The organism is Gemmobacter aquatilis (assembly GCF_900110025.1).
Classification (GTDB): Bacteria; Pseudomonadota; Alphaproteobacteria; order Rhodobacterales; family Rhodobacteraceae; genus Gemmobacter; species Gemmobacter aquatilis.
In genome coordinates, this window is sequence record NZ_FOCE01000001.1 from 154,222 (window position 1) to 173,668 (window position 19,447).

Annotated in this window: 18 protein-coding genes; 11 read left to right on the forward strand and 7 right to left on the reverse strand. The window is 66.1% G+C overall.

The features are described 5' to 3' along the window. The first annotated feature begins 49 nt into the window (after positions 1-49). Both BMX43_RS00715 and BMX43_RS00720 read left to right on the forward strand, forming a co-directional pair. Entirely contained in the window at positions 50-847 is a 798-nt protein-coding gene (locus tag BMX43_RS00715; protein WP_091295311.1) for a response regulator, read from the forward strand. A 159-nt stretch (positions 848-1,006) separates the two neighbouring features. Continuing rightward, entirely contained in the window at positions 1,007-1,492 is a 486-nt protein-coding gene (locus BMX43_RS00720; RefSeq protein WP_139201497.1) for a hypothetical protein, read from the forward strand. A 32-nt stretch (positions 1,493-1,524) separates the two neighbouring features. Here BMX43_RS00720 and BMX43_RS00725 read toward each other — a convergent pair whose 3' ends face one another. From BMX43_RS00725 to BMX43_RS00740, 4 genes are read right to left on the reverse strand one after another with little or no spacing between them, the layout of a single operon-like run. After that, on the reverse strand, positions 1,525-2,199 hold the full coding sequence (locus tag BMX43_RS00725) for a glycosyltransferase family 2 protein (protein WP_091295317.1): 675 nt from the start codon (positions 2,197-2,199) through the stop codon (positions 1,525-1,527). Continuing rightward, on the reverse strand, positions 2,196-2,780 hold the full coding sequence (locus tag BMX43_RS00730; RefSeq protein ID WP_425431756.1) for a DedA family protein: 585 nt from the start codon (positions 2,778-2,780) through the stop codon (positions 2,196-2,198). The genes BMX43_RS00725 and BMX43_RS00730 overlap by 4 nt, the downstream gene beginning before the upstream one ends. Then, positions 2,773-3,885 carry a ceramide glucosyltransferase gene (locus BMX43_RS00735; RefSeq protein WP_091295325.1) on the reverse strand — a complete coding sequence of 371 codons (1,113 nt, stop codon included), beginning with the start codon at positions 3,883-3,885 and terminating at the stop codon, positions 2,773-2,775. The genes BMX43_RS00730 and BMX43_RS00735 overlap by 8 nt, the downstream gene beginning before the upstream one ends. After that, a complete protein-coding gene (locus BMX43_RS00740) occupies positions 3,882-4,691 on the reverse strand; it encodes a UDP-2,3-diacylglucosamine diphosphatase (protein ID WP_091295328.1) in 810 nt (269 codons plus the stop codon). The genes BMX43_RS00735 and BMX43_RS00740 overlap by 4 nt, the downstream gene beginning before the upstream one ends. Positions 4,692-5,275: 584 nt before the next feature. Between BMX43_RS00740 and BMX43_RS00745 the strand changes: the two genes are divergently transcribed. The 8 genes from BMX43_RS00745 to BMX43_RS00780 all read left to right on the forward strand — a co-directional run bounded on the left by BMX43_RS00745 (position 5,276) and on the right by BMX43_RS00780 (position 14,328). Continuing rightward, the gene (locus tag BMX43_RS00745) at positions 5,276-6,514 is read left to right on the forward strand and encodes an aromatic ring-hydroxylating oxygenase subunit alpha (RefSeq protein WP_091295331.1); all 1,239 of its coding nucleotides are present in this window, start codon (positions 5,276-5,278) and stop codon (positions 6,512-6,514) included. A gap of 3 nt (positions 6,515-6,517) precedes the next feature. Continuing rightward, a complete protein-coding gene (locus BMX43_RS00750; protein ID WP_091295333.1) occupies positions 6,518-7,594 on the forward strand; it encodes an FAD-binding oxidoreductase in 1,077 nt (358 codons plus the stop codon). 164 nt (positions 7,595-7,758) lie between these two features. Beyond that, complete coding sequence (locus BMX43_RS00755; RefSeq protein ID WP_091295336.1) at positions 7,759-8,661, forward strand: LysR substrate-binding domain-containing protein; 903 nt, start codon at positions 7,759-7,761, stop codon at positions 8,659-8,661. A 129-nt stretch (positions 8,662-8,790) separates the two neighbouring features. Further along, positions 8,791-9,957 carry an ABC transporter substrate-binding protein gene (locus BMX43_RS00760; RefSeq protein WP_091295340.1) on the forward strand — a complete coding sequence of 389 codons (1,167 nt, stop codon included), beginning with the start codon at positions 8,791-8,793 and terminating at the stop codon, positions 9,955-9,957. Positions 9,958-10,141: 184 nt separating this feature from the next. After that, entirely contained in the window at positions 10,142-11,146 is a 1,005-nt protein-coding gene (locus BMX43_RS00765; protein WP_091295343.1) for an ABC transporter ATP-binding protein, read from the forward strand. After that, positions 11,143-12,084 (forward strand): ABC transporter permease, encoded by a 942-nt coding sequence (locus BMX43_RS00770; protein WP_091295347.1) that lies wholly within the window; start codon positions 11,143-11,145, stop codon positions 12,082-12,084. The genes BMX43_RS00765 and BMX43_RS00770 overlap by 4 nt, the downstream gene beginning before the upstream one ends. Beyond that, on the forward strand, positions 12,074-12,880 hold the full coding sequence (locus tag BMX43_RS00775) for an ABC transporter permease (RefSeq protein ID WP_091295350.1): 807 nt from the start codon (positions 12,074-12,076) through the stop codon (positions 12,878-12,880). The genes BMX43_RS00770 and BMX43_RS00775 overlap by 11 nt, the downstream gene beginning before the upstream one ends. Positions 12,881-12,903: 23 nt before the next feature. After that, on the forward strand, positions 12,904-14,328 hold the full coding sequence (locus BMX43_RS00780) for a gamma-aminobutyraldehyde dehydrogenase (protein WP_091296982.1): 1,425 nt from the start codon (positions 12,904-12,906) through the stop codon (positions 14,326-14,328). Positions 14,329-14,334: 6 nt separating this feature from the next. On the opposite strand, the gene BMX43_RS00785 is transcribed toward BMX43_RS00780, so the two are convergent. Next, positions 14,335-17,460 (reverse strand): sensor histidine kinase, encoded by a 3,126-nt coding sequence (locus BMX43_RS00785; protein WP_091295353.1) that lies wholly within the window; start codon positions 17,458-17,460, stop codon positions 14,335-14,337. Further along, positions 17,457-18,179, reverse strand: coding sequence for a response regulator (locus BMX43_RS00790; protein ID WP_091295356.1), 723 nt, complete (start codon positions 18,177-18,179; stop codon positions 17,457-17,459). The genes BMX43_RS00785 and BMX43_RS00790 overlap by 4 nt, the downstream gene beginning before the upstream one ends. A gap of 92 nt (positions 18,180-18,271) precedes the next feature. Between BMX43_RS00790 and BMX43_RS00795 the strand changes: the two genes are divergently transcribed. Next, on the forward strand, positions 18,272-18,952 hold the full coding sequence (locus tag BMX43_RS00795; RefSeq protein WP_091295360.1) for a response regulator transcription factor: 681 nt from the start codon (positions 18,272-18,274) through the stop codon (positions 18,950-18,952). On the opposite strand, the gene tspO is transcribed toward BMX43_RS00795, so the two are convergent. Next, complete coding sequence (gene tspO / locus BMX43_RS00800; protein WP_091295363.1) at positions 18,949-19,446, reverse strand: tryptophan-rich sensory protein TspO; 498 nt, start codon at positions 19,444-19,446, stop codon at positions 18,949-18,951. The two genes, BMX43_RS00795 and tspO, sit on opposite strands and share 4 nt — an antisense overlap. Position 19,447: the final 1 nt, after the last annotated feature.

A 19,447-nucleotide genomic window follows, 5' to 3' on the forward strand; every position in this document is an offset into this window, starting at 1 on the left:
GCGTTTGGTTCCCAGAAAAAGCGATCCGAATCCACGACGGGGAGATCACATGCCTGCCGACCTCACTTCCGCCATCGGGGCCAACCTGCCCTACCTGCGTCGCTATGCGCGCGCGCTGACCGGCAGCCAGACCAGCGGCGACAGTTTCGCCGCCGCCACGCTGGAGGCGTTGCTGGAAGACATGTCGGTGCTGTCTGCAGCCACCAGCCCGAAAGTGGCGCTGTTCCGCGCCTTCCATCTTGTCTGGGCCAGCGCCGGGGCGCCGGTGGGCGACGCGGATTCGGCACTGGCCGCCAAGGCGCAGCGCCATATGGCCGCGCTGACCCCCAATTCGCGCGAGGCGCTGTTACTTTCAGTGATCGAAGGGTTTCCGCATGATCAGATCGCCGAAATCCTGCAAATCGGCGATGCCGAGGCGGCAGAGTTGATCACCATCGCGAGAACCGAGATGGAAAACTCGATCGCCGGTCGGGTGATGATCATCGAGGATGAGGCGATCATCGCCATGGACATCGAGGATATCGTGACCGAGATCGGCCATTCCGTTACCGGCATCGCCCGTACCCGCGACGAGGCGGTGGCGCTGGCAACCCGCATCCGCCCCGACCTGATCCTGGCCGACATCCAGCTGGCCGACAATTCCTCGGGGATCGACGCCGTGAACGACATTCTGGGGCAGTTCGACGCGCTGCCGGTGATCTTCATCACCGCCTTCCCTGAACGTCTGCTGACCGGAACGCGCCCCGAACCGGCCTTTCTGATCACCAAGCCCTTCTCGGAAGAACAACTCCGCTCGGCGGTCAGTCAGGCGATGTTCTTTGCCTCAACCGAAACGCTGGCCGCCTGACAGGTGCGGCCGGACCGAAGAAAAAAGGGGGCTGCGGCTCCCTTTTTGCTGCGTCTTCACAGGGTGCGGGGAACCGGATGCAGGCTTGCGCGTTGGTTGTGCAGGAGGGGAACACAGCAGTTCTCCCCACATCACTCCCCAACAACATACGAGGTTTCCATGCGTATTCTTCCCGCCATGACCCTGCTTGCCACCTTGGCCCTGCCGCTGACCGCCCATGCCAAAGATCTGACGCCGGTCGAAAGCGTCAAGGTTGAAACCGATGTGACGGCGATTTCCAACCCCGCCGCCGCGCGGTTCTGGGGCCGTTTGTCAGATGACCTGACTGCCGCAATCCTGTCGCGCGTGCAGCCGCGCATCGCCGACAAGGGCCTGCGCATCTATGTTGACATCAACGAGGTGTCGCTGGCCAACAGCTTCCAGACCGCGATGGGCACGCAGGATTCGATCCTCGTCGGGCAGGTAAACGTCTCCAGCGACGACAACGCCAAGTTCGACGCCTATGAACTCACCGTGTCGATGGAGATGGCGAACCGCTATCTGCCCGAAGGCACCGTGGCGATGACCAGCCTGACCGACACGCCCGAACACTATCGCGCGCTAGTCAGCGCCTTTGCCGAAAACGTGGTCGAACGCCTGAAGTAAGCGCTGCGCGGGCCCCTGCCATGGGGCCTGCGCTACACCCGCCGCCGCCGCAGGGTGACAATCTGCGACAGTGCCGCCGTGGGGCGGATGGTGCGGAACATGTCGGCCAGCATCGCGGCATCGGCTGCAAGCCCCGGCCAAAGCCCGCGCTTGGCGGCCTTGGCCGGGCTGGCGACCCCCGGCCAATCCACCACCGCGACACGCAGGCCCTGCGCGATCCACAGGGTGTTCAAAAATACCTCGAAGCCGAATTTCGGCAGGCGCAGCAGATCGCCCTCGCGCCCGTTCAGCAATGCGCGTGAAAACACCCGCTCGCCCGAGATGTAATCCAGCCCGATCCAGCGCCACAGCCTTGGCGCATTGCCGCGCAGGCTCAGCGTGGCCTGCGCCCGCCCCTGCCGCAGCGGCATCACCAGCGCGGTGATGTCGGCGGCGGACAGGCCGGTAAGATCGCTGTCGATCAGCATCACCAGATCATGGCGCGCGGCGCGCAGCCCCTCGGCCAGGGCGGCGGTCTTGCCGCGATTGGGGCTCAGGCGCAGCAGCGTCACCGGAAAGGCGGCGGCCACCTCGGCCGTGCCGTCGCGCGATCCGTCATCCACCACGATCACCTCGGCGATCAGCGGATGGCGGGTCAGCACCTGCAACACGGCGGCGATGCGTGGCGCCTCGTTATGGGCGGGCACGATGCAGGTGATGAGGGTCATGGCGCCACCCGATGCCGACGCAGCAGGCACAACCCGATCCAGCCGATGGGCAGCAGCAGCGCCAGTGACACCGCCGCGATCCAGTCACCGATCAGCGCATGGGCATCGCCCAGCAGCCAGCCCAAAGCCGCGAAGACGGCGGTCTTGGGCAGGGTGGCCAGCAGGTTCCAGAACAGGAAGGGCAGCAGCGGCATCCGTGCCACGCCCGCCGCCACCAAGACCATCGCCCCGGCGGAATGGGTCAGCTTGCCCAGCATCAGCGTGCGCGCACCTGCGCTGCGGAAATGGCTGGCCAACGCCGCCACCCGCGCCGGGCGCAACCCCAGCAGCTTGCGCAGGCCGCGCGGCAATGTCGGCAACAGCCCGCGCCCCAGCGCATACAGCACCAGATCCCCCGCCAGATCGGCCAACACCAGCACCAGCAGCAAGGGCTGCAAGCCCAGCAGCCCGGCCCGCGCCATCCAGACCGAAATCACCGTGACAATCGGCCCTTCCAGCACCGCGACCGGCGCGATGACCCACAGGCCGTATTGGTTGATCAGTGTGGCAAAGCCTTCGGGCGTCAGCATCGGGTCAGGCACGCTCCGGCTGCGGGGCCAGCGCGGTGCCGCGCCACACGAAGCTGCGGCTGCGGAAGGTGGCCAGCCACAGCGCAGGCATCAGCACATCGCGCAGCGGCAGCGCCAGCAGATCGCGCCCCCGCATCGGCCAGCCGTGCGCGCGCGCCAGCGCTGCCTCGGCGCCATACCAGATCGCCAGATACAGCGGCAACGCGGTGACCTGCAGGGAGGACAGCGCAACCGCCCCCGCCATGGCAAGGCCGGGCAGCAGCGCACCATTCAGCGGCTCCATCAGGAACACCGCCGGAAACCCGTCACGCCGCACCTTCGACCAGCGCAATTGCCGCGCCCAGACATCCGCCGCGCGGCGCTTGCCGATCGGCTGCGCAAAGGGCCGCGCGGTCAGCCGCACATGCCGCCCCTGCCCGCGCACCACCTTGGTTGCCGCCACATCCTCGGCCAGATTGCCGCCCAAGGCGCGCAAGCCCCCGGCCTGATTGAGCAGATCGCGCTGCCAGCACAGCGTCTTGCCCTGCGCAAAGCCAAAACCCAGCCGGTCGGCGGCCAGTTGCAGCCGTGCCTGATTGGTATTGAGGAAGGCACATTCCACCGCCCCCCACAGCCCTTCGGGCCGCGTGCCCACGGCGGGCGAGGTGACCAGCCCGCAGCCCGGATCCCATGTCCCCGCCAGTTCGCGCAGGTAATCGGGTGGCAGCAGCAGGTTGCTGTCAGCCATGGCGACAAACGGGGTCTCGGCCTCTGCCCAGCCCTTTTGCAGATTGTTCAGCTTGGGGTTGCCGCTGATCCGGTCTTCGCCAATCAGCAGCGTCGCGGGCACGGCGGGATGGGCGGCGATCAGGCGGCGCAGCAGCCCCACCGCCGGGTCATCCGCCCGCGCGGCGCAAAAGATCAGCCGGAAATCCGGGTGATCCTGCGTGAAGCTCGATTCCAGCGTTTCCGCATCGAACCGATCCAGCCCGCAGACCGGGCGCAGCAGGGTAACGGCGGGCAGCGGGCCGGTGGCAACCTTGCGACGCAGCGGCACGGCCAACAGCACGCTGGCCAGATGCAGGGCCAGCATCAGCCCGGCCACTGCGGCGCAGATCCAGAACAATGCGGGCATCATGCCACCTCTCCGGCCAGAACCCCGGCTTCGGGCTGCGCGGCGCGCAACACCTGCCGCCCGCCCAGCATCTGCAACCGCCCATCGGCGTCCTCGGCAATCGCGGTGAAACTGTCCACCCAATCGCCGCAATTGGCGTAAACCAGCCCGTGGCGGTTGTGCAGCGCCGCCACATGGAAATGGCCGCAGATCACCCCGTCATGCGCCTTTTGCCGGGCATGGGCGATCAGCTTGCGCTCGTGCTTGGTGCCAAGATAAAGCACCTCGTTCAGCTTGGCGATCACCCATTCGATCGGGCTGCGATCCTCGGGGCGCAGGCTGCCGCGCAGATGGCGCAGCGCCCCGTCAAACCGCCGCAGCAAACCGTCGATCCGGCTGCCGATCCGCGTCCAGATATGCCAGCGCAGCACCCGGGCATCGCAAACATCACCATGCAGCACCAGATAGCGCCGCCCGTCTGCCGCCAGATGGCTGATCTCGCGGCACAGCCGCGCCGGGAAATGGCCGCAATCCTCGGCGCCATCCAGCGCGTGATCGTGGTTGCCGACCAGATAGATCAGCTCAGCCCCCTCGGCGGCACGCTGGCGCAACAGCGCAACAATACGGTCCTGCACCGGCCCCCAATGCAGTGTCAGCGGGTGCCAGATGTCGAGGATATCGCCCACCAGATAGATGCGATCCGCCGTGTTCCGTTCCAGAAAATCGCGGATCAGGTCGGCCCGGCAACCCAGCGCACCAAGATGCAGATCCGACAGAAACAGGCTGCGGTGATGCCGGGGCGGCGCGGGCGGGGTGCCGTAACTGCTCATTCCCTTACCTCTCTCGGCCCGGCGCACCGGAGCCTCACAAGCCTTCGATCCCGCATCCTACGGCATCAGGGCCGGCGGCGCGTATTCCTTGAACGCAGATCCGCGCGTTTCCGACGCCATTACGCTGCGCAAGCTTCGCTACACAGGCAACGGTATCGGCCCGGCGCGGTTCCCGGTCCTCCCTTGCCTGCCATGATCAGGCAAAGCTTTTGTGATGAAATTGCTGCACTGCCGCGACAGGCCCGACCCACGCCGCGTGCTGTCCGGTTTTGACTGCCACAATGTCGCAATCCTTACATGGCACAGGTCGCATTCAGGCTATTCTTTGTTTGCAAGCCGACTCCAGCGCCACGACTGGAAGCGAAACCCGCACTGCAATGCAGCGGGCGGCGGCAAGGGGGGCCAATTCCCTGCCGCCGGGGGCACAAGCCCCGCTTTCTGTCGCGGCGCCGGTCGGCGCGATATGTCAACCGCGAAGGCAAGAGGCTTCGCCGGTCTGTGGAGGCAGTCCGGTAAAGCGTCGCCCCTTCGTGCCCAGAATAGCCCGGACCTGCGCAGGGAGGCGTGGGCCAAGCGAGGATCAGATGCTGAGCCAGACCGACACCCTTTCCCTCCTTGCCAACCGCCGCCCGAATTACGCGCTGGAGCAGGATCTTTACTGTGATCCGGGCGTCTTTGCGCTGGATCTGGAACATGTGTTCTACAAGGAATGGCTGTTCGCCATTCCGGCCTGCGAACTGCCGAAGGCCGGTGCCTTCGCCACGCTGCAGGTGGGCGCCTATCCCGTGGTCATCACCCGGGGCAACGATGGCATGGTGCGCGCCTTCCACAACGTCTGCCGCCACCGCGGCCAGCGGCTGTGTGCCAAGGAAACCGGCTCCACCCCGAAACTGGTCTGCCCGTATCACCAGTGGACCTACGATCTGGACGGCAAGCTGCTTTATGCCCGCGACATGCAGGACGGGTTCGACCCGGCGGCGCATGGCCTGAAAAAGGTGCATTGCGTCGATCTGGGCGGCATGGTGTTCATCTGCCTCGCCGAAGTGCCGCCGCCGATTTCCGACCTCGCACCCAAGCTGATGAGCTATCTCGCCCCCTCGGGGCTGAAGGATGCCAAGGTCGCCTTCTCCTCCACCATCGTGGAAAAGGGCAACTGGAAGCTGGTGATCGAGAACAACCGCGAATGCTATCACTGCGGCGGCTCGCATCCCTCGTTGTGCCGGACCTATTCCGACAATCCGCGCATGACGGCGATGGAAGGCCCGGATTCGGCCAGCCCCGACATTCTGGATCACTGGAAACGCTGCGAGGCGGCAGGCCTGCCCTCGCGCTTTACCAACCACCCGCAGATGCAATGGCGTCTGGCGCGCATCCCTCTGCTGAACAACGCCGAAAGCTATACGATGTCCACCAAGGCGGCGGTCGCAAAGCGCATGGGCACCATGCCGTTCAACGACGCGGGCAGCCTGCTGTTCTTCCACTATCCGAATACCTGGAACCACTTCCTCGGCGATCATGCCATCGTCTTCCGCATCCTGCCGATCTCGCCCACCGAGACCGAGGTGACGACCAAGTGGCTGGTGCACAAGGATGCGGTGGAAGGCGTGGATTACGACATCCCGAACCTGACCGAGGTCTGGCTGAACACCAATGACGAAGACCGTCAGGTGGTGGAAGAAAACCAGAAGGGCATCCTGTCACCCGCCTATGAACCCGGCCCCTATTCCACCATTCAGGAGGAAGGCGTGATCCAGTTCGTCGATTGGTATGCGGGTCTGATGCAGGGCCGTCTGGCCCCCAAGCCTGCCATGGCGGCGGAGTGACAGATGGGCAAGACACGCGCGAATTGGTCGGCGGAACCGTGGAAAGACAGCGAGTTGCTGGAATGTGCCATGGTGGTGCCGGAAAATGACGACACCGCCAGCTTTACCTTCCGCGCGCCTTCGGGCGCGTGGTTCGACTATCAGCCGGGGCAGTTCATCACGCTGGACCTGCCGGTCCCCGGTGGCAATGTGCAGCGCACCTATACCATCTCCTCCAGCCCCTCGCGCCCGCTTTCGATCACCGTCACGGTGAAGGCGCAGGCGGGCAGCATCGGCACGCGCTGGATGCTGGACCATCTGAAACCCGGTGTGAAGATCAAGGCCTATGGGCCGAATGGCATCTTCACCTCACACAAGCACCCGGCCAAGAAATACCTGTTCATCTCGGCCGGGTCGGGCATCACGCCGATGATGTCGATGACCACCTGGGCCTGGGATTCCGGCCAGATGCCCGACATCGTCTTCGTCCACGCTGCCAAGCGCCCCTCGGAAATCATCTTCCGCGAACGGCTGGAACAGTTCGCCAACCGGGTGCCCGGCCTGCAACTGCGCTTCACGGTGGAAGAGGCCGATCCGTTCCGCGTCTGGCCCGGCTACAAGGGCCGTCTGTCCCAGATCATGCTGGGCCTGATGGCCCCCGATTATCTGGACCGCGAGGTGTTCTGCTGCGGGCCCGAACCCTTCATGCAGGCCGTGCGCGAAATGCTGCAAAGCCTCGGCTATGACATGAGCCACTATCATCAGGAAAGCTTCGGCATGGCCGTCGCCACCGAGGCCGATGCCCCGGTGCTGGATGACGTGTCCCCCGTTGAAGGCGCCAAGGCGGAAATCACCTTCACCGCATCTGGCGTCACCACCGCCTGCGGCGAAACCGATACCGTGCTGGCGGTGGCAAAACGCTCTGGCCTCAACATCCCTTCGGGCTGCACCTTCGGCCTCTGCGGCACCTGCAAGGTGAAGAAAACCGCGGGCGAGGTGCATATGGTGCATAACGGCGGCATCTCGGATGACGACATCGCCGAAGGCTATATCCTCGCCTGCTGCTCGCACCCGATGGGCGCGATCTCGGTCGAGGTCTGATCCTTTTCATCCTGGTCAAAATACTCCGGGGGTCGCCGGTCGGGCGCCATCGGTTCAAGCCCGATCGGCGACGGCAGAGCCCCCGGACCTCTCCCCCAAAGCCCCGATCTGGACAGTGACCCCGAACCGTGCCCCTATGGCGGCACGGTTCTTATCGGCAGATCATGGCCTTCACCCTCCGCCAGCTTCAGTTTTTCGTGGCCGCCGCCGAGGCGGGCAGCGTGTCCGGCGCGGCGCGGGCGCTGTCGATCTCGCAATCCTCGGTGACCGAGGCGATCCGCGCGCTGGAGGATGATCTGGGCGTCACCCTGTTCGACCGGCAGGCGCGCGGCTTGCTCATCACCCACAAGGGCAGCGCCTTCCTGCGCCATGCCCGCCAGATCCTGGCCGATGTCGCCGCCGCCCGCACCGCCTTTCGGGACGAGGCCGAACAGGCCACCGGGCGGCTGTCGCTGGGCGTCACCTCGCTGGTGGCGGGCTATGTACTGTCCGACATGCTGCAACGCTTTCGCCGCGCCTATCCTCTGGTGGAACTGCATGTGATCGAAGACAGCGGCGATTACCTGCAACACCTGCTGATCGGGGGCGAGCTGGATGTGGCCGTCCTGCTCACCTCCTCGGTGAAAGACCGCATGGCGCTGCATGTCGAAACCCTGCTCGTCTCGCCCTATCGGCTGTGGCTTCCCCTCGGCCATCCGCTGGCGTTGCAAGAGGCCATCGCGCTTGAGGAACTGGCAGGCCGCCCGATGATCCAGTTGATGGTGGACGAGATCGAGGAAAGCACCCGCCGCCTGACCGCCGCCTTGCCGGTAAAGCCGGAAATCGCTTTCCGCACCCGCAGTGTGGAGGCCGTGCGCAGCCTCGTCGCCACCGGCGCCGGGTTGGCGATCCTGCCCAGCCTCGTCTACCGCCCGTGGTCACTGGAAGGCGACCGGATCGAGATCCGCGATGTGTCGGGCGATCTTCCTTCCGTGCAGGTGGGTCTGGCCTGGCGGCGGGGCGCACCGCTGGCCGCCCCGGCGCTGAACTTCATCCGGTCGGCCCAAGCGGCGATCCCGACGCGCTGATCCATCGGTTTTACCGATACGACCCCCCGATCTTTTGCGTTTGCGAAAGCTGACGCCCCGCAGCAGCATGGCGCCATGACCGGAAAACCGGCTGCGCCATGATGCGCAACCAAACAGGGAGTTTTCAGAATGACCACACTTCACACATTCAAACTTGCCAGCACCACCGCCCTTGCCCTTTGCACCGGCCTCTCGCCCGCCTTCGCGCAGATGACCGAAATCGGGGCGGGCGAAGGCGCTTTGTCCATCGTCGCCTGGGCTGGCTATGTCGAACGGGGCGAAACCGACAAGGCGTTCGACTGGGTGACCAAGTTCGAGGCGTCCTCGGGCTGCAAGGTCAGCGTCAAGACCGCCAATACCAGCGACGAGATGGTGGCGCTGATGAACGAAGGCGGCTTCGATCTGGTCACCGCCTCGGGCGATGCCTCGCTGCGGCTGGTCGCGGGCGGCAAGGTGCAGGAAATCAACAAGGATCTGATCCCGTCCTGGTCCACCATCGACCCGCGCCTGCAGGATGCGCCGTGGCATACCGTGGGCGGCAAACATTACGGCGTGCCCTATATGTGGGGGCCGAACGTGCTGATGTACAACACCGAGGTGTTCAAGGAGGCACCGACCTCGTGGAACGTGGTGTTTGAGAAGATGGACCTGCCGGATGGCAAATCCAACGAAGGCCGGGTGCAGGCCTATGACGGCCCGATCCATATCGCCGATGCCGCACAATACCTGATGTTCCACAAGCCCGAACTGGGCATCACCTCGCCCTACGAGCTGAACGAGGATCAATACAAGGCCGCGCTGGATCTGCTGCGCACGCAGCGCACGCTGGTCAGCCGCTACTGGCACGACGCCTTCATCCAGATCGACGATTTCAAGAATGAAGGCGTGGTCGCCTCGGGGTCATGGCCGTTTCAGGTGAACCTGCTGAAGGCCGATAATGTGCCGGTCGCCAGCACCATCCCGCAAGAGGGGGCGACGGGCTGGGCCGATACCACCATGCTGCATGTCGATGCCGCCCACCCGAACTGCGCCTATATGTGGTTCGAACATCAACTGTCCTCGAACCTGCAATCCGACCTGTCGGTCTGGTTCGGCGCCGTGCCCTCGGTGCCTGCCGCCTGCACCGACAAGCGCGGGATGCAGACCGCCGAAGGCTGCGATGCCAACGGGTTGAAGGATTTCGACCGCATCCGCTTCTGGACGACTCCGGTGTCGAACTGCGCGCAGGGCGATGGCGCCTGCGTGCCCTATTACCGCTGGGTCAGCGACTATATCGGCGTGATCGGCGGGCGCTGAGCGCCTTGCGCTGACCACCCCCACCCCGGCCCTCCCCCCTGAAGGGGGAGGGGGCGCAAAGACCCGCCGCTCACCGCCTTCATCCCTGCGAAGGGGCGCCGGGACCACCCGTTACCGCTCGCTCCTCCCTCCCCCTTCAGGGGGGAGGGATGGGGTGGGGGTTACCCTCCCTACGGATACCCACATGACCGCCGCCGTTGAATTCCGCGCCGTCTCTCGCCATTTCGGCCCGCCTTCCGCCCCCGTCCGCGCTGTGGACGGGGTAGAGCTGACCATTGCCGAAGGCAGCTTCTTCGCCATGCTCGGGCCCTCCGGTTCCGGCAAGACCACCTGTTTGCGGCTGATATCGGGTTTCGAGAAACCCACCTCCGGCACGATCCGCATCTTCGGGCAGGATGTCAGCGACGTGCCGCCCAACCGGCGCAATGTGAACACCGTGTTTCAGGACTACGCGCTGTTCCCGCATATGAACGTGCGCGACAACGTGGCTTACGGGTTGATGGTCAAGGGGGTGGATCGCCGCCTGCGCCATGACAAGGCCGAAGAGATGCTGGCGCTGGTCAAGCTGGGTGGCTACGGCGACCGCAAGCCGGGGCAATTGTCGGGTGGCCAGCGGCAGCGCGTGGCGCTGGCCCGCGCGCTGGTCAACGAACCCCGCGTGCTGCTGCTGGACGAACCGCTGGGCGCGCTGGACCTGAAGCTGCGCGAGGCGATGCAGGATGAACTCAAGGCGCTGCAACAGCGGCTGGGCATCACCTTCGTCTTCGTCACTCATGATCAGGGCGAGGCGCTGAGCATGGCCGACAGCCTTGCCGTGTTCAACGAGGGCAAAATCGCCCAGATCGGCACCCCGGAAGAAATCTATGCCCGCCCCCGCACCCGTTTCGTGGCCGATTTCGTCGGCTCCTCCAACGTCCTGCCGCCCGAGGTGACCCGCGCTTTCGGTGGCCCCGCCGCCTGGGCCTCGCTGCGCCCCGAGGCGCTGCATCTGGTTGCCGCCGACGGGGTGGCCCTGTCGGGCACCGTCACCGGCAGCCGCTATCTGGGTGCGGGCTCGCGCGTCACTGTCGCAGTGCCGGGCGCCGAAATCGCCGTGATCGTGCCTGCCGGGGCGCCCCTGCCCGCGCCGGGCAGCGCCATCGGTCTGGCCTTCGCCCCCGACGCCCTGCATGTGATGGAGGGCGCATGACCGCCTCCCCCGCCATCCTGCCCGAACGCGGCCCGGGTGACCGGCTGACCGCGCTGTTCTGGCGCCGCCCGCGCCTCTTGCTGGCACTGCTGCTTGGCCCGCCGCTGATCTGGCTGGGCGTTGTCTATCTCGGCTCATTGCTGGCGCTGCTGCTGCAAAGCTTCTACTCGATCGACGAGTTTTCCGGCGTGGTGAAGGAAGAATTCACCCTGAAAACCTATGCCGAACTGTTCCGCGCCCAGAACCTCGACATCATCCTGCGCACGCTGCTGATGTCTGCCGCCGTCACGCTGGGCTGCGCGATCATCGCCTTTCCCATCGCCTATTACGCGGCGCGCTTTGCCAAGGGGCGCTGGAAGGCGGTGTTCTATCTGGGGGTCATGCTGCCGCTCTGGTCCTCCTATCTCGTCAAGGTCTATGCGTGGAAGCTGATCCTCGCCAAGGAAGGCATCGTGACCTGGGTTGCCGAACATATCGGCGCGGGCGTGATCCTGAATGCCGTGCTGGCGCTGCCGGGCATCGGCGGCAATTCGCTGTCCACCGCGCCGCTGGGCACATTCCTCGTCTTCGTCTATGTCTGGCTGCCCTACATGATCCTGCCGATGCAGGCCGCGCTGGAACGGGTGCCCACCACCATGCTGGAGGCCAGCGCCGACCTTGGCGCCAGCCGCAGCCAGACCTTCCGCACGGTGATCCTGCCGCTGGCGCTGCCCGGCGTGGTGGCCGGGTCGATCTTCACCTTTTCGCTGACCATGGGCGATTACATCATCCCCCAGATCATCGGCACCTCGGCCCGCTTCATCGGCCTTGCCGTCTACCAGTTTCAGGGCACCGCCGGAAACCTGCCGCTGGCCGCCGCCTTTGCCGTCGTGCCCATCGTCATCATGCTGGTCTATCTGGCCATCGCCAAACGCATGGGGGCCTTCGATGCACTCTGATCGCGCCTCGCTCGGCCTGCGGATAGCCGCCCTTGCGGGCCTGCTGTTCCTGCATCTGCCGATCCTGCTGATCTTCCTTTACGCCTTCACGACCGAAGAAAAGAGCTATCAGTTCCCGCCGCCCGGCCTGACGCTGGAATGGTTTGCCGTGGCCTGGCACCGCGCCGACATCTGGCCACCGCTCTGGCTGTCGGTGCAGGTGGCCACCATCGCCACCGTGCTGGCGCTGATCCTTGGCACGCTGGTCTCTGCCGCCATGGCGCAAAGCCGGTTCTTCGGGCGCGAACAGATTTCGCTGCTGATCCTGCTGCCCATCGCCCTGCCCGGTGTGATCACCGGCATGGCGCTGCGCTCGGCCTTTTCGGTGATGGACATCCCCTATTCGGTCTGGACCATCATCCTCGGCCACGCCACCTTCTGCATCGTCATCGTCTACAACAACGCCGTCGCCCGGTTTCGCCGCCTGTCGGGCGGCATCCTCGAAGCCTCGGCTGACCTTGGCGCCAATGCCTTTCAGACCTTCCGCCATGTGTTGCTGCCCAACCTTGGCTCGGCGCTGCTGGCGGGCGGGATGCTGGCCTTCGCCCTGTCGTTCGACGAGGTGATCGTGACCACCTTCACCGCGGGCCAGCAAAGCACCCTGCCGATCTGGATGCTGCAAGAGCTTGTCCGTCCCCGGCAGCGGCCCGTCACCAATGTCGTAGCCATCGTGGTGTTTGCCGCCACCTTCCTGCCGATCCTGATCGCCTATTACCTGACCCGCAGCGGCTCCGAAACCGCCGGCGCGGGCAAATGAGGGAGAGAGAACCCATGTCCACCATCGACACCGCGCTGCTGATCGGCGCCGATTTCCAGCAGGGGCAAGAAACCCCCGAACAGATCCTGAACCCGCGCACCGGCGGGCTGATCCTGAACGTGGCCGAAGCCTCCACCGCGCAGGTCGATGCCGCCGTCGCCGCCGCCCGCAAGGCGTTTGACAGCTGGAGCCGCACCACCCCCGGCGAACGCTCCGCCGCCTTGCTGCGCATCGCCGACCGGATCGCCGCCGAGGCCGAAGGCTTCGCCGCATTGGAGGCGCTGAATTGCGGCAAGCCGATCAATGCCGCGCTGAACGATGAAATCCCGGCGATTGTCGATTGCTTCCGCTTCTTTGCTGGCGCCGTGCGCACCCAGCATGGGCAGGTGGCCGGGGAATATCTGGCAGGCCATACCTCGATGATCCGCCGCGATGCGGTGGGGGTCATCGCCTCCATCGCGCCATGGAACTACCCGCTGATGATGATGGCGTGGAAGCTTTGCCCGGCGATTGGCGGCGGCAATACCGTGGTGTTCAAACCCAGCGAGCAAACCCCGCTGACCGCGCTGAAACTGGCGCGCATTCTGGCCGAAGAACTGCCCGAAGGCGTGGTGAACGTCATCACCGGGCGCGGCCAGACCGTGGGCAGCTATCTGATCAACCACCCCGGCGTCGATATGATCAGCCTGACCGGCGATGTGGCCACCGGACGCAAGATGCTGGATGCCGCCGCCAGGACGGTGAAGCGCACCCATCTGGAACTGGGCGGCAAGGCCCCGGTCGTGGTGTTCGACGATGCCGATGTGGGCGAGGTTGTCGAAGGTCTGCGCGCCTTCGGCTATTACAACGCCGGGCAGGATTGCACTGCCGCCTGCCGCATCTATGCCGGGAAAAAGGTCTATGACCGGCTGGTGGCCGATCTCTCCTCTGCCGTGTCCACCATCGCCCTAGGCAACGAGGATGACAGCACCAACGAAATCGGCCCGCTGATCAGCCTGCGCCAGCGCGACCGCGTGGCCAGTTTCGTCAACCGCGCCCGCGAATTGAGCCATATCGAGGTGACGACCGGCGGCGAGGTGATGGGTCAGGGCTTCTACTACCGCCCCACCGTGATCGCCGGGGCACGGCAGGATGATGAAATCGTGCGGCGCGAGGTGTTCGGCCCGGTTGTGTCGATCACGCCCTTCTCGGATGTCGATCAGGCAATCGGCTGGGCCAATGACAGCGATTACGGCCTCGCCTCCTCGGTCTGGACCAAGGATGTCGGTCGCGCCATGGCCTCGGCGGCGCGGCTGCGCTATGGCTGCACCTGGGTCAACACGCATTTCATGCTGGTCAATGAAATGCCGCATGGCGGGCTGAAACAGTCGGGCTATGGCAAGGACATGTCATCCTATGCGCTGGAAGATTACACCGTGATCCGCCATGTGATGATCAAGCACGGCTAAGCGCCCTCAGGACCCGAGGATGCGGCGCAGCAGCGCGGCCACATCCTCGGTGCCAAAGGGTTTTTCCAGCGTCTCCACCCGCTCCAACCCGGTGGCCGCCATATGCGCCGGGCCTGCCACCGTATCGCCGGTGACCAGCACGAACGGCCCGGCAAATCCCGGCACACGCTCGCGGATCAGCCGGATCAGCGCCACGCCGTCGATGCCCGGCATCCGCAGATCGGTGAACAGCAGGTCAAACCCGCCCGCGGCCAGCCGCTCCGGCGCGCTGGCCGCATCGGTGGTCACCTCGGCCTCCACCCCGTGCAGGCCAAGGATTTCCGCCAGACTTTCCGCCACATCGGCCTCGTCATCCACGATCAGCGCCCGGTGGCCTGATGGCCCGCGCGCAACCCCGCTGGCCCCTGCTGCCGCCGGCACCGCGTCGGGCAAGGCTGGCAGCCGCAACTCGAACCCTGCCCCGCCCAGCGCACTGTCCACCAGCGACAGCGCGCCGCCATGCGCCTCGATCACCGAACGCGAGATCGACAGGCCGATCCCCGTGCCCACCCCCACCGCCTTGGTGGTGAAATAGGGGTCGAAGATGCGCTTGCGCAGCGCCTCGGGCACGCCGGGGCCGTTGTCTTCGAACCGCAGCCGCAGCCAACCGCCCGCCGCACTGGCCGACAGCCGGATGCGGCGCGGCGCGGGCGCGCCGGTCATCGCCTGTTGCGCATTGATCAGGATGTTGGAAAACACCTGCCCCAGCAGATCGCGGTCGCCCTCAATGGCGGGCAGGCCCTCGGGCAGCGCCAGGTCCACCTCTACCCCCGCCGAGCGCAGGCCGTAGCCCACCACCTCCAGCGCGCCCTGCAGCACCGCCTCCACCTGCAGCCGTTCGCGCTGCGGCGGCTTTTGCCGCGCCATGGCGAGGAAGCTTTTCACGATCCGCCCGCATCGATCCGCCGCCGCGCGGATCTTTTCGGCGCGCTGGTTGGTCGCCGCATCCGGCGCCTTGTCAGCCAGCAGCGTCGATTGCGCCACCACCACCGCCAGCGGGTTGTTCAGCTCATGCGCCACCCCGGCAAGTAGTGACCCCATGGCCGACAGTTTCTCCACCTGATGCAGGCGGTTGCGGCTGTCTTCCATCTCGCGCGCCAGCCTGCGCGCCTCGGTCAGGTCGCGCAGATGCGAGGTGAAGATGCGCGGCCCGCCGGTCGGCACCTCGGTCACCGTCAATTCCACCGGGAAGGTGGACCCGTCGCGCCGCATCCCCTCCACCTCGACCCGCCGCCCGATCACATGCGGCACACCGGTTTCGATGAACCGCGCCATACCGCGCCGATGCGCCTCGCGCATGGTGGGCGGCACGATCAGATCGGCCACCGGCTGACCGATCGCCTCGGCGGCGGTATAGCCGAAGGTCTGCTCGGCCGCCGGGTTGAACTCCAGCACCCGCCCGTCCTCGTCCATCACCACGATGGCATCCAGCGCCGCCAGCACCACCGCGCGATAGCGCTCCTCCCGTTCACGAAGCGCGAAATGCGAGCGTTCGGCCTCGGTCTCCGCCTCCTTCAACTCGGTCAGATCGCGGGTGAAGGTCAGAAACCCGGCGCGCGTCTCGCCCTCGCGCAGAAAGGGCAGGACCGAGACCTGCAGGAAGCGGCGGCCCTTGCTGGCAAACTCGATCCAGCCCTCAAAGCGCGCCACCTCGCCGCGCAGGATCTGCGGCTCCAGCCCCGCATATTCGGCGGCGACCTTCGGCCCCAGCACCTCGGCCACGCTGCGCCCGATCAACTGCTCGCGCTCCAGCCCCACGAAATCAAGAAACTCGCGGTTGGCATCGCGATAGACGAAATCCGCATCGACATAGACGGCACGCAGCGGAATCCCGTCGATCATCGCGCGCATCTGGCGGATATTGGCCAGTTCCGCCCGCGCGGCGCCCTGAATCCGGTCGGCCAGCGCCTGCCACGGGCGCGGCAGATCGGGCGCCACCGCCGCCTCTGCCGGGGCAAGTGCAGCATAGCGGGCCAGCGTCACGGCAGGCAGCACGAATTGCCGCCTCACCAGAAAGACCAGCAGCAACACCCCCGCCAACACACAGCCCAGCAACAGAAGCAGCGGCATGACACGCTGCACAATGGCGGCCTGCGTGACGGCATCAGGCACGGTGACCACCAGATGCCATGGCGTACCCGCAATGCTGCGGCGCGCCATCCAGCGGTCCGCAACGTGGCGGAACCCCGGCCCCAGTTGATCCAGCCGCGCCCCGTGCAACACGGTTTCGGCAGGCGGCGCTTCGACCTGAGCCACCAGTGGCTGGCCGGTTGCCGCGATGACATTTCCTTTCTGGTCCAGCACCGCCACATCGCCTTGTGGCTCTGGTGCGGCAGCAATCCGCTTTGCCACATCGGAAATCAGCAGATCCGCCGCAACGATGCCGCGAAACTGGCCATTCGCCCAGACCGGCGTGCCATGGGTGACCATCAGCCCCGCCCCGCCCGCATCCAGATAGACCGGCGTCCAATAGGCGGTGTGGTCGGGGTTGTTCTGTGGCGCGCCAAAGGTGAACAGATCATAGTCGAAAAAGCTGCGAAACACCCCCGAAGGATCCTCGCCCGCCAGCATCGCGGCAGCGGGCACGCGGGGATAGATGGCAACAAACCGCTTGGTCCCGCTGAAGAAATAGCTCCACTTCAATCCCGGCGCCGCCGCGTGCATCGCCTGCGAAATGTCGAACAGCGGCAGAACCGCCGCGATTTCCTGCCGGTCGTTCGGCAAAAGCGTTGCCGGGTCGGCCATCACCAGCCCCAGCCTGACCTGATCGGCAGGCAGCGGGGTCAGCCATTCCACCGGCCCCAGATAGGTTTCGGTCACGCCACGGCGTGCCAGCCGCCCCTCGGTAAAGGCGCGCAGGATCGAAACATGGGTGCGCACATCGCCCGCAAGTTCCGCCAGTTCGGCGCCCAGCCTGCGCTGTGCCTCGGCGTGGCGATCCAGTACTTCGGTCTGTGCGGCGTCATAGCCGCGCCAGATCAGCACGCACAACACCAGCACCACCGGCACCACCGCCCACAGGATCAGCGCCAGAAAGCGCCGCTGCAACTGCGCGGCGCTCGGGTCATGGTTCTGGGTGTCGGGGGGCGTCATGGGGTGGCAGGCTCGAACACATAGCCTTCGCCGCGGATGGTGCGGATGAAGCGGGGGCTGGCCGGATCAGCCTCGATCTTGCGGCGCAGCCGGGCGATGCGCACGTCGATGCGCCGCTCGCCGTCGCTGTCGCTTTCCTCGGCGCCACACAGATCGGCCAGTTGACTGCGGCTGAGGATGCGGTTGGGGCGGCTGACCAGCACCTCCAGCAGATCGAACTCGGCGGCGGTCAGCGGCACGGCGGCGCCCTCCGGCCCGGTCAACCGCCGCAGCGCCGGGTCGAAGGTGAAGGGGCCAAAGCTGTGCGCCCGCGCCACCTGCTCCACCGGCGCGGCAGGTTCGGCTGCGGGGCCACGATCCAGCCGCCGCACCAGGCTGCGGATACGCGCCAGCAATTCGCGCAGGTCATAGGGTTTGGTCAGGTAATCATCCGCGCCGATCTCCAGCCCCACGATCCGGTCCATCGCCGTGCCCGAGGCCGTGGCGAAGATGATCCCGGTCGGCCCGCGCCGCCGCAACCAGCGTGCCAGCGACAGCCCATCCTCGCCCGGCATCGCAATATCCAGCAGCGCGATGTCAATCTGCTCGCACTCGGCCAGCGCCCGAAATTCGGCGGCATTGCAAGCGGTCAGCACACGGAAGGCGTGGCCCGACAGATATTCTGCGACCGCCTCGCGCAGGTGGTCTTCATCGTCCACGATGGCGATGGTGGTCGGCATGAAATAACTTGTCCTTGCTTGACGCAGGCGGCAACGCTTCGGGTATAGTCCAATGCGTGGGGATCATGTCAAGCGCGAGGCGGACGGGGGCCATGTCGTTGCGCCATTGCATTGTCTTTCTGGATGACGAAGCCGATCTGGCCGCGGCTCTGGCCGAATATTTCACCGATCTGGGGCATGAGGCGCTGGTCGCCGCCGATGGCATCGCGCTGGAGGCACTGCTGCGCAGCCGGGCCGTCGATCTGGTGGTGATGGATCTGAACCTGCCGGGCCGGTCTGGCTTCGATCTGCTGGCCGAAATGGAGGCGCTGCGCGAGGTGGCGGTAATCTTCCTGTCGGGCCGGGCCGAAACGGTGGATCGGGTGATCGGGCTGGAACTGGGCGCCGACGATTTCCTGTCCAAACCCGTGGACCCGCGCGAACTGGCCGCCCGCGCCGCCTCGGTTCTGGCGCGGCGGGGGCGGGGCATGCGGGCGCTGCTGACGTTCGAGACGACCTCCGCCGATCTGGCGCTGGCCCGCGTGCTGCGCGCCGATGGCACGACCGAAACGCTGTCCGGTGGCGAGGTGGCGCTGCTGCGCACCTTTGCCGCCCATCCCCACCGGGTGCTGACGCGCGAGGATCTGATCGCGCAGGCCCCCGCCGAAGATGCTGCAGCGCTGGATCGGGCGGTTGATGCGCGCGTGGCCCGCCTGCGCCGCAAGCTGGATACCGGCTGGATCGAAACGGTGCGCGGGCATGGCTATTGCTTCCGCCCGCCGTGGCGCGATTAGGCGGCTGTGCCGCCAGCGCCCGGATTGTCGCGCCAGACCCGCCAGTTCAGCGGTGCCGCCAGCGATAGCCACAGCGCATAGGGCAGCAACATCACGCTGGCCCAGAAATCGAGCGTCCAGAAGGTGACGATCATCCCCAGCACCGCCGCGCACAAAAGCCCCATCACCAGCACCGACAGCCCCATGCGGCGCGCGCCGAAAAATACCGGCGTCCACAGCGTGTTCAGCGCGATCTGCATCGCCCAGAACCCCATGGCAAAGGCATTGCCCGGCAGCACCGCCACCCGCGTCGCCGCCAGCGCGGACAGGATGTAGATCGTGGTCCAGGCCACCGGGAACATCCAGTTCCTTGGCCGCCAGTCGGGTTTCACCAGACTTTCATACCAGGCGCCGGGCTTGAACAGCACGCCCGTCAGACCGGCCGCCACGCTGGCAATCAGGAACAGGGCGGCAAGCTGCCAGTCGAACCCTGCGGCAAGGGCGGTGGTTTCCATG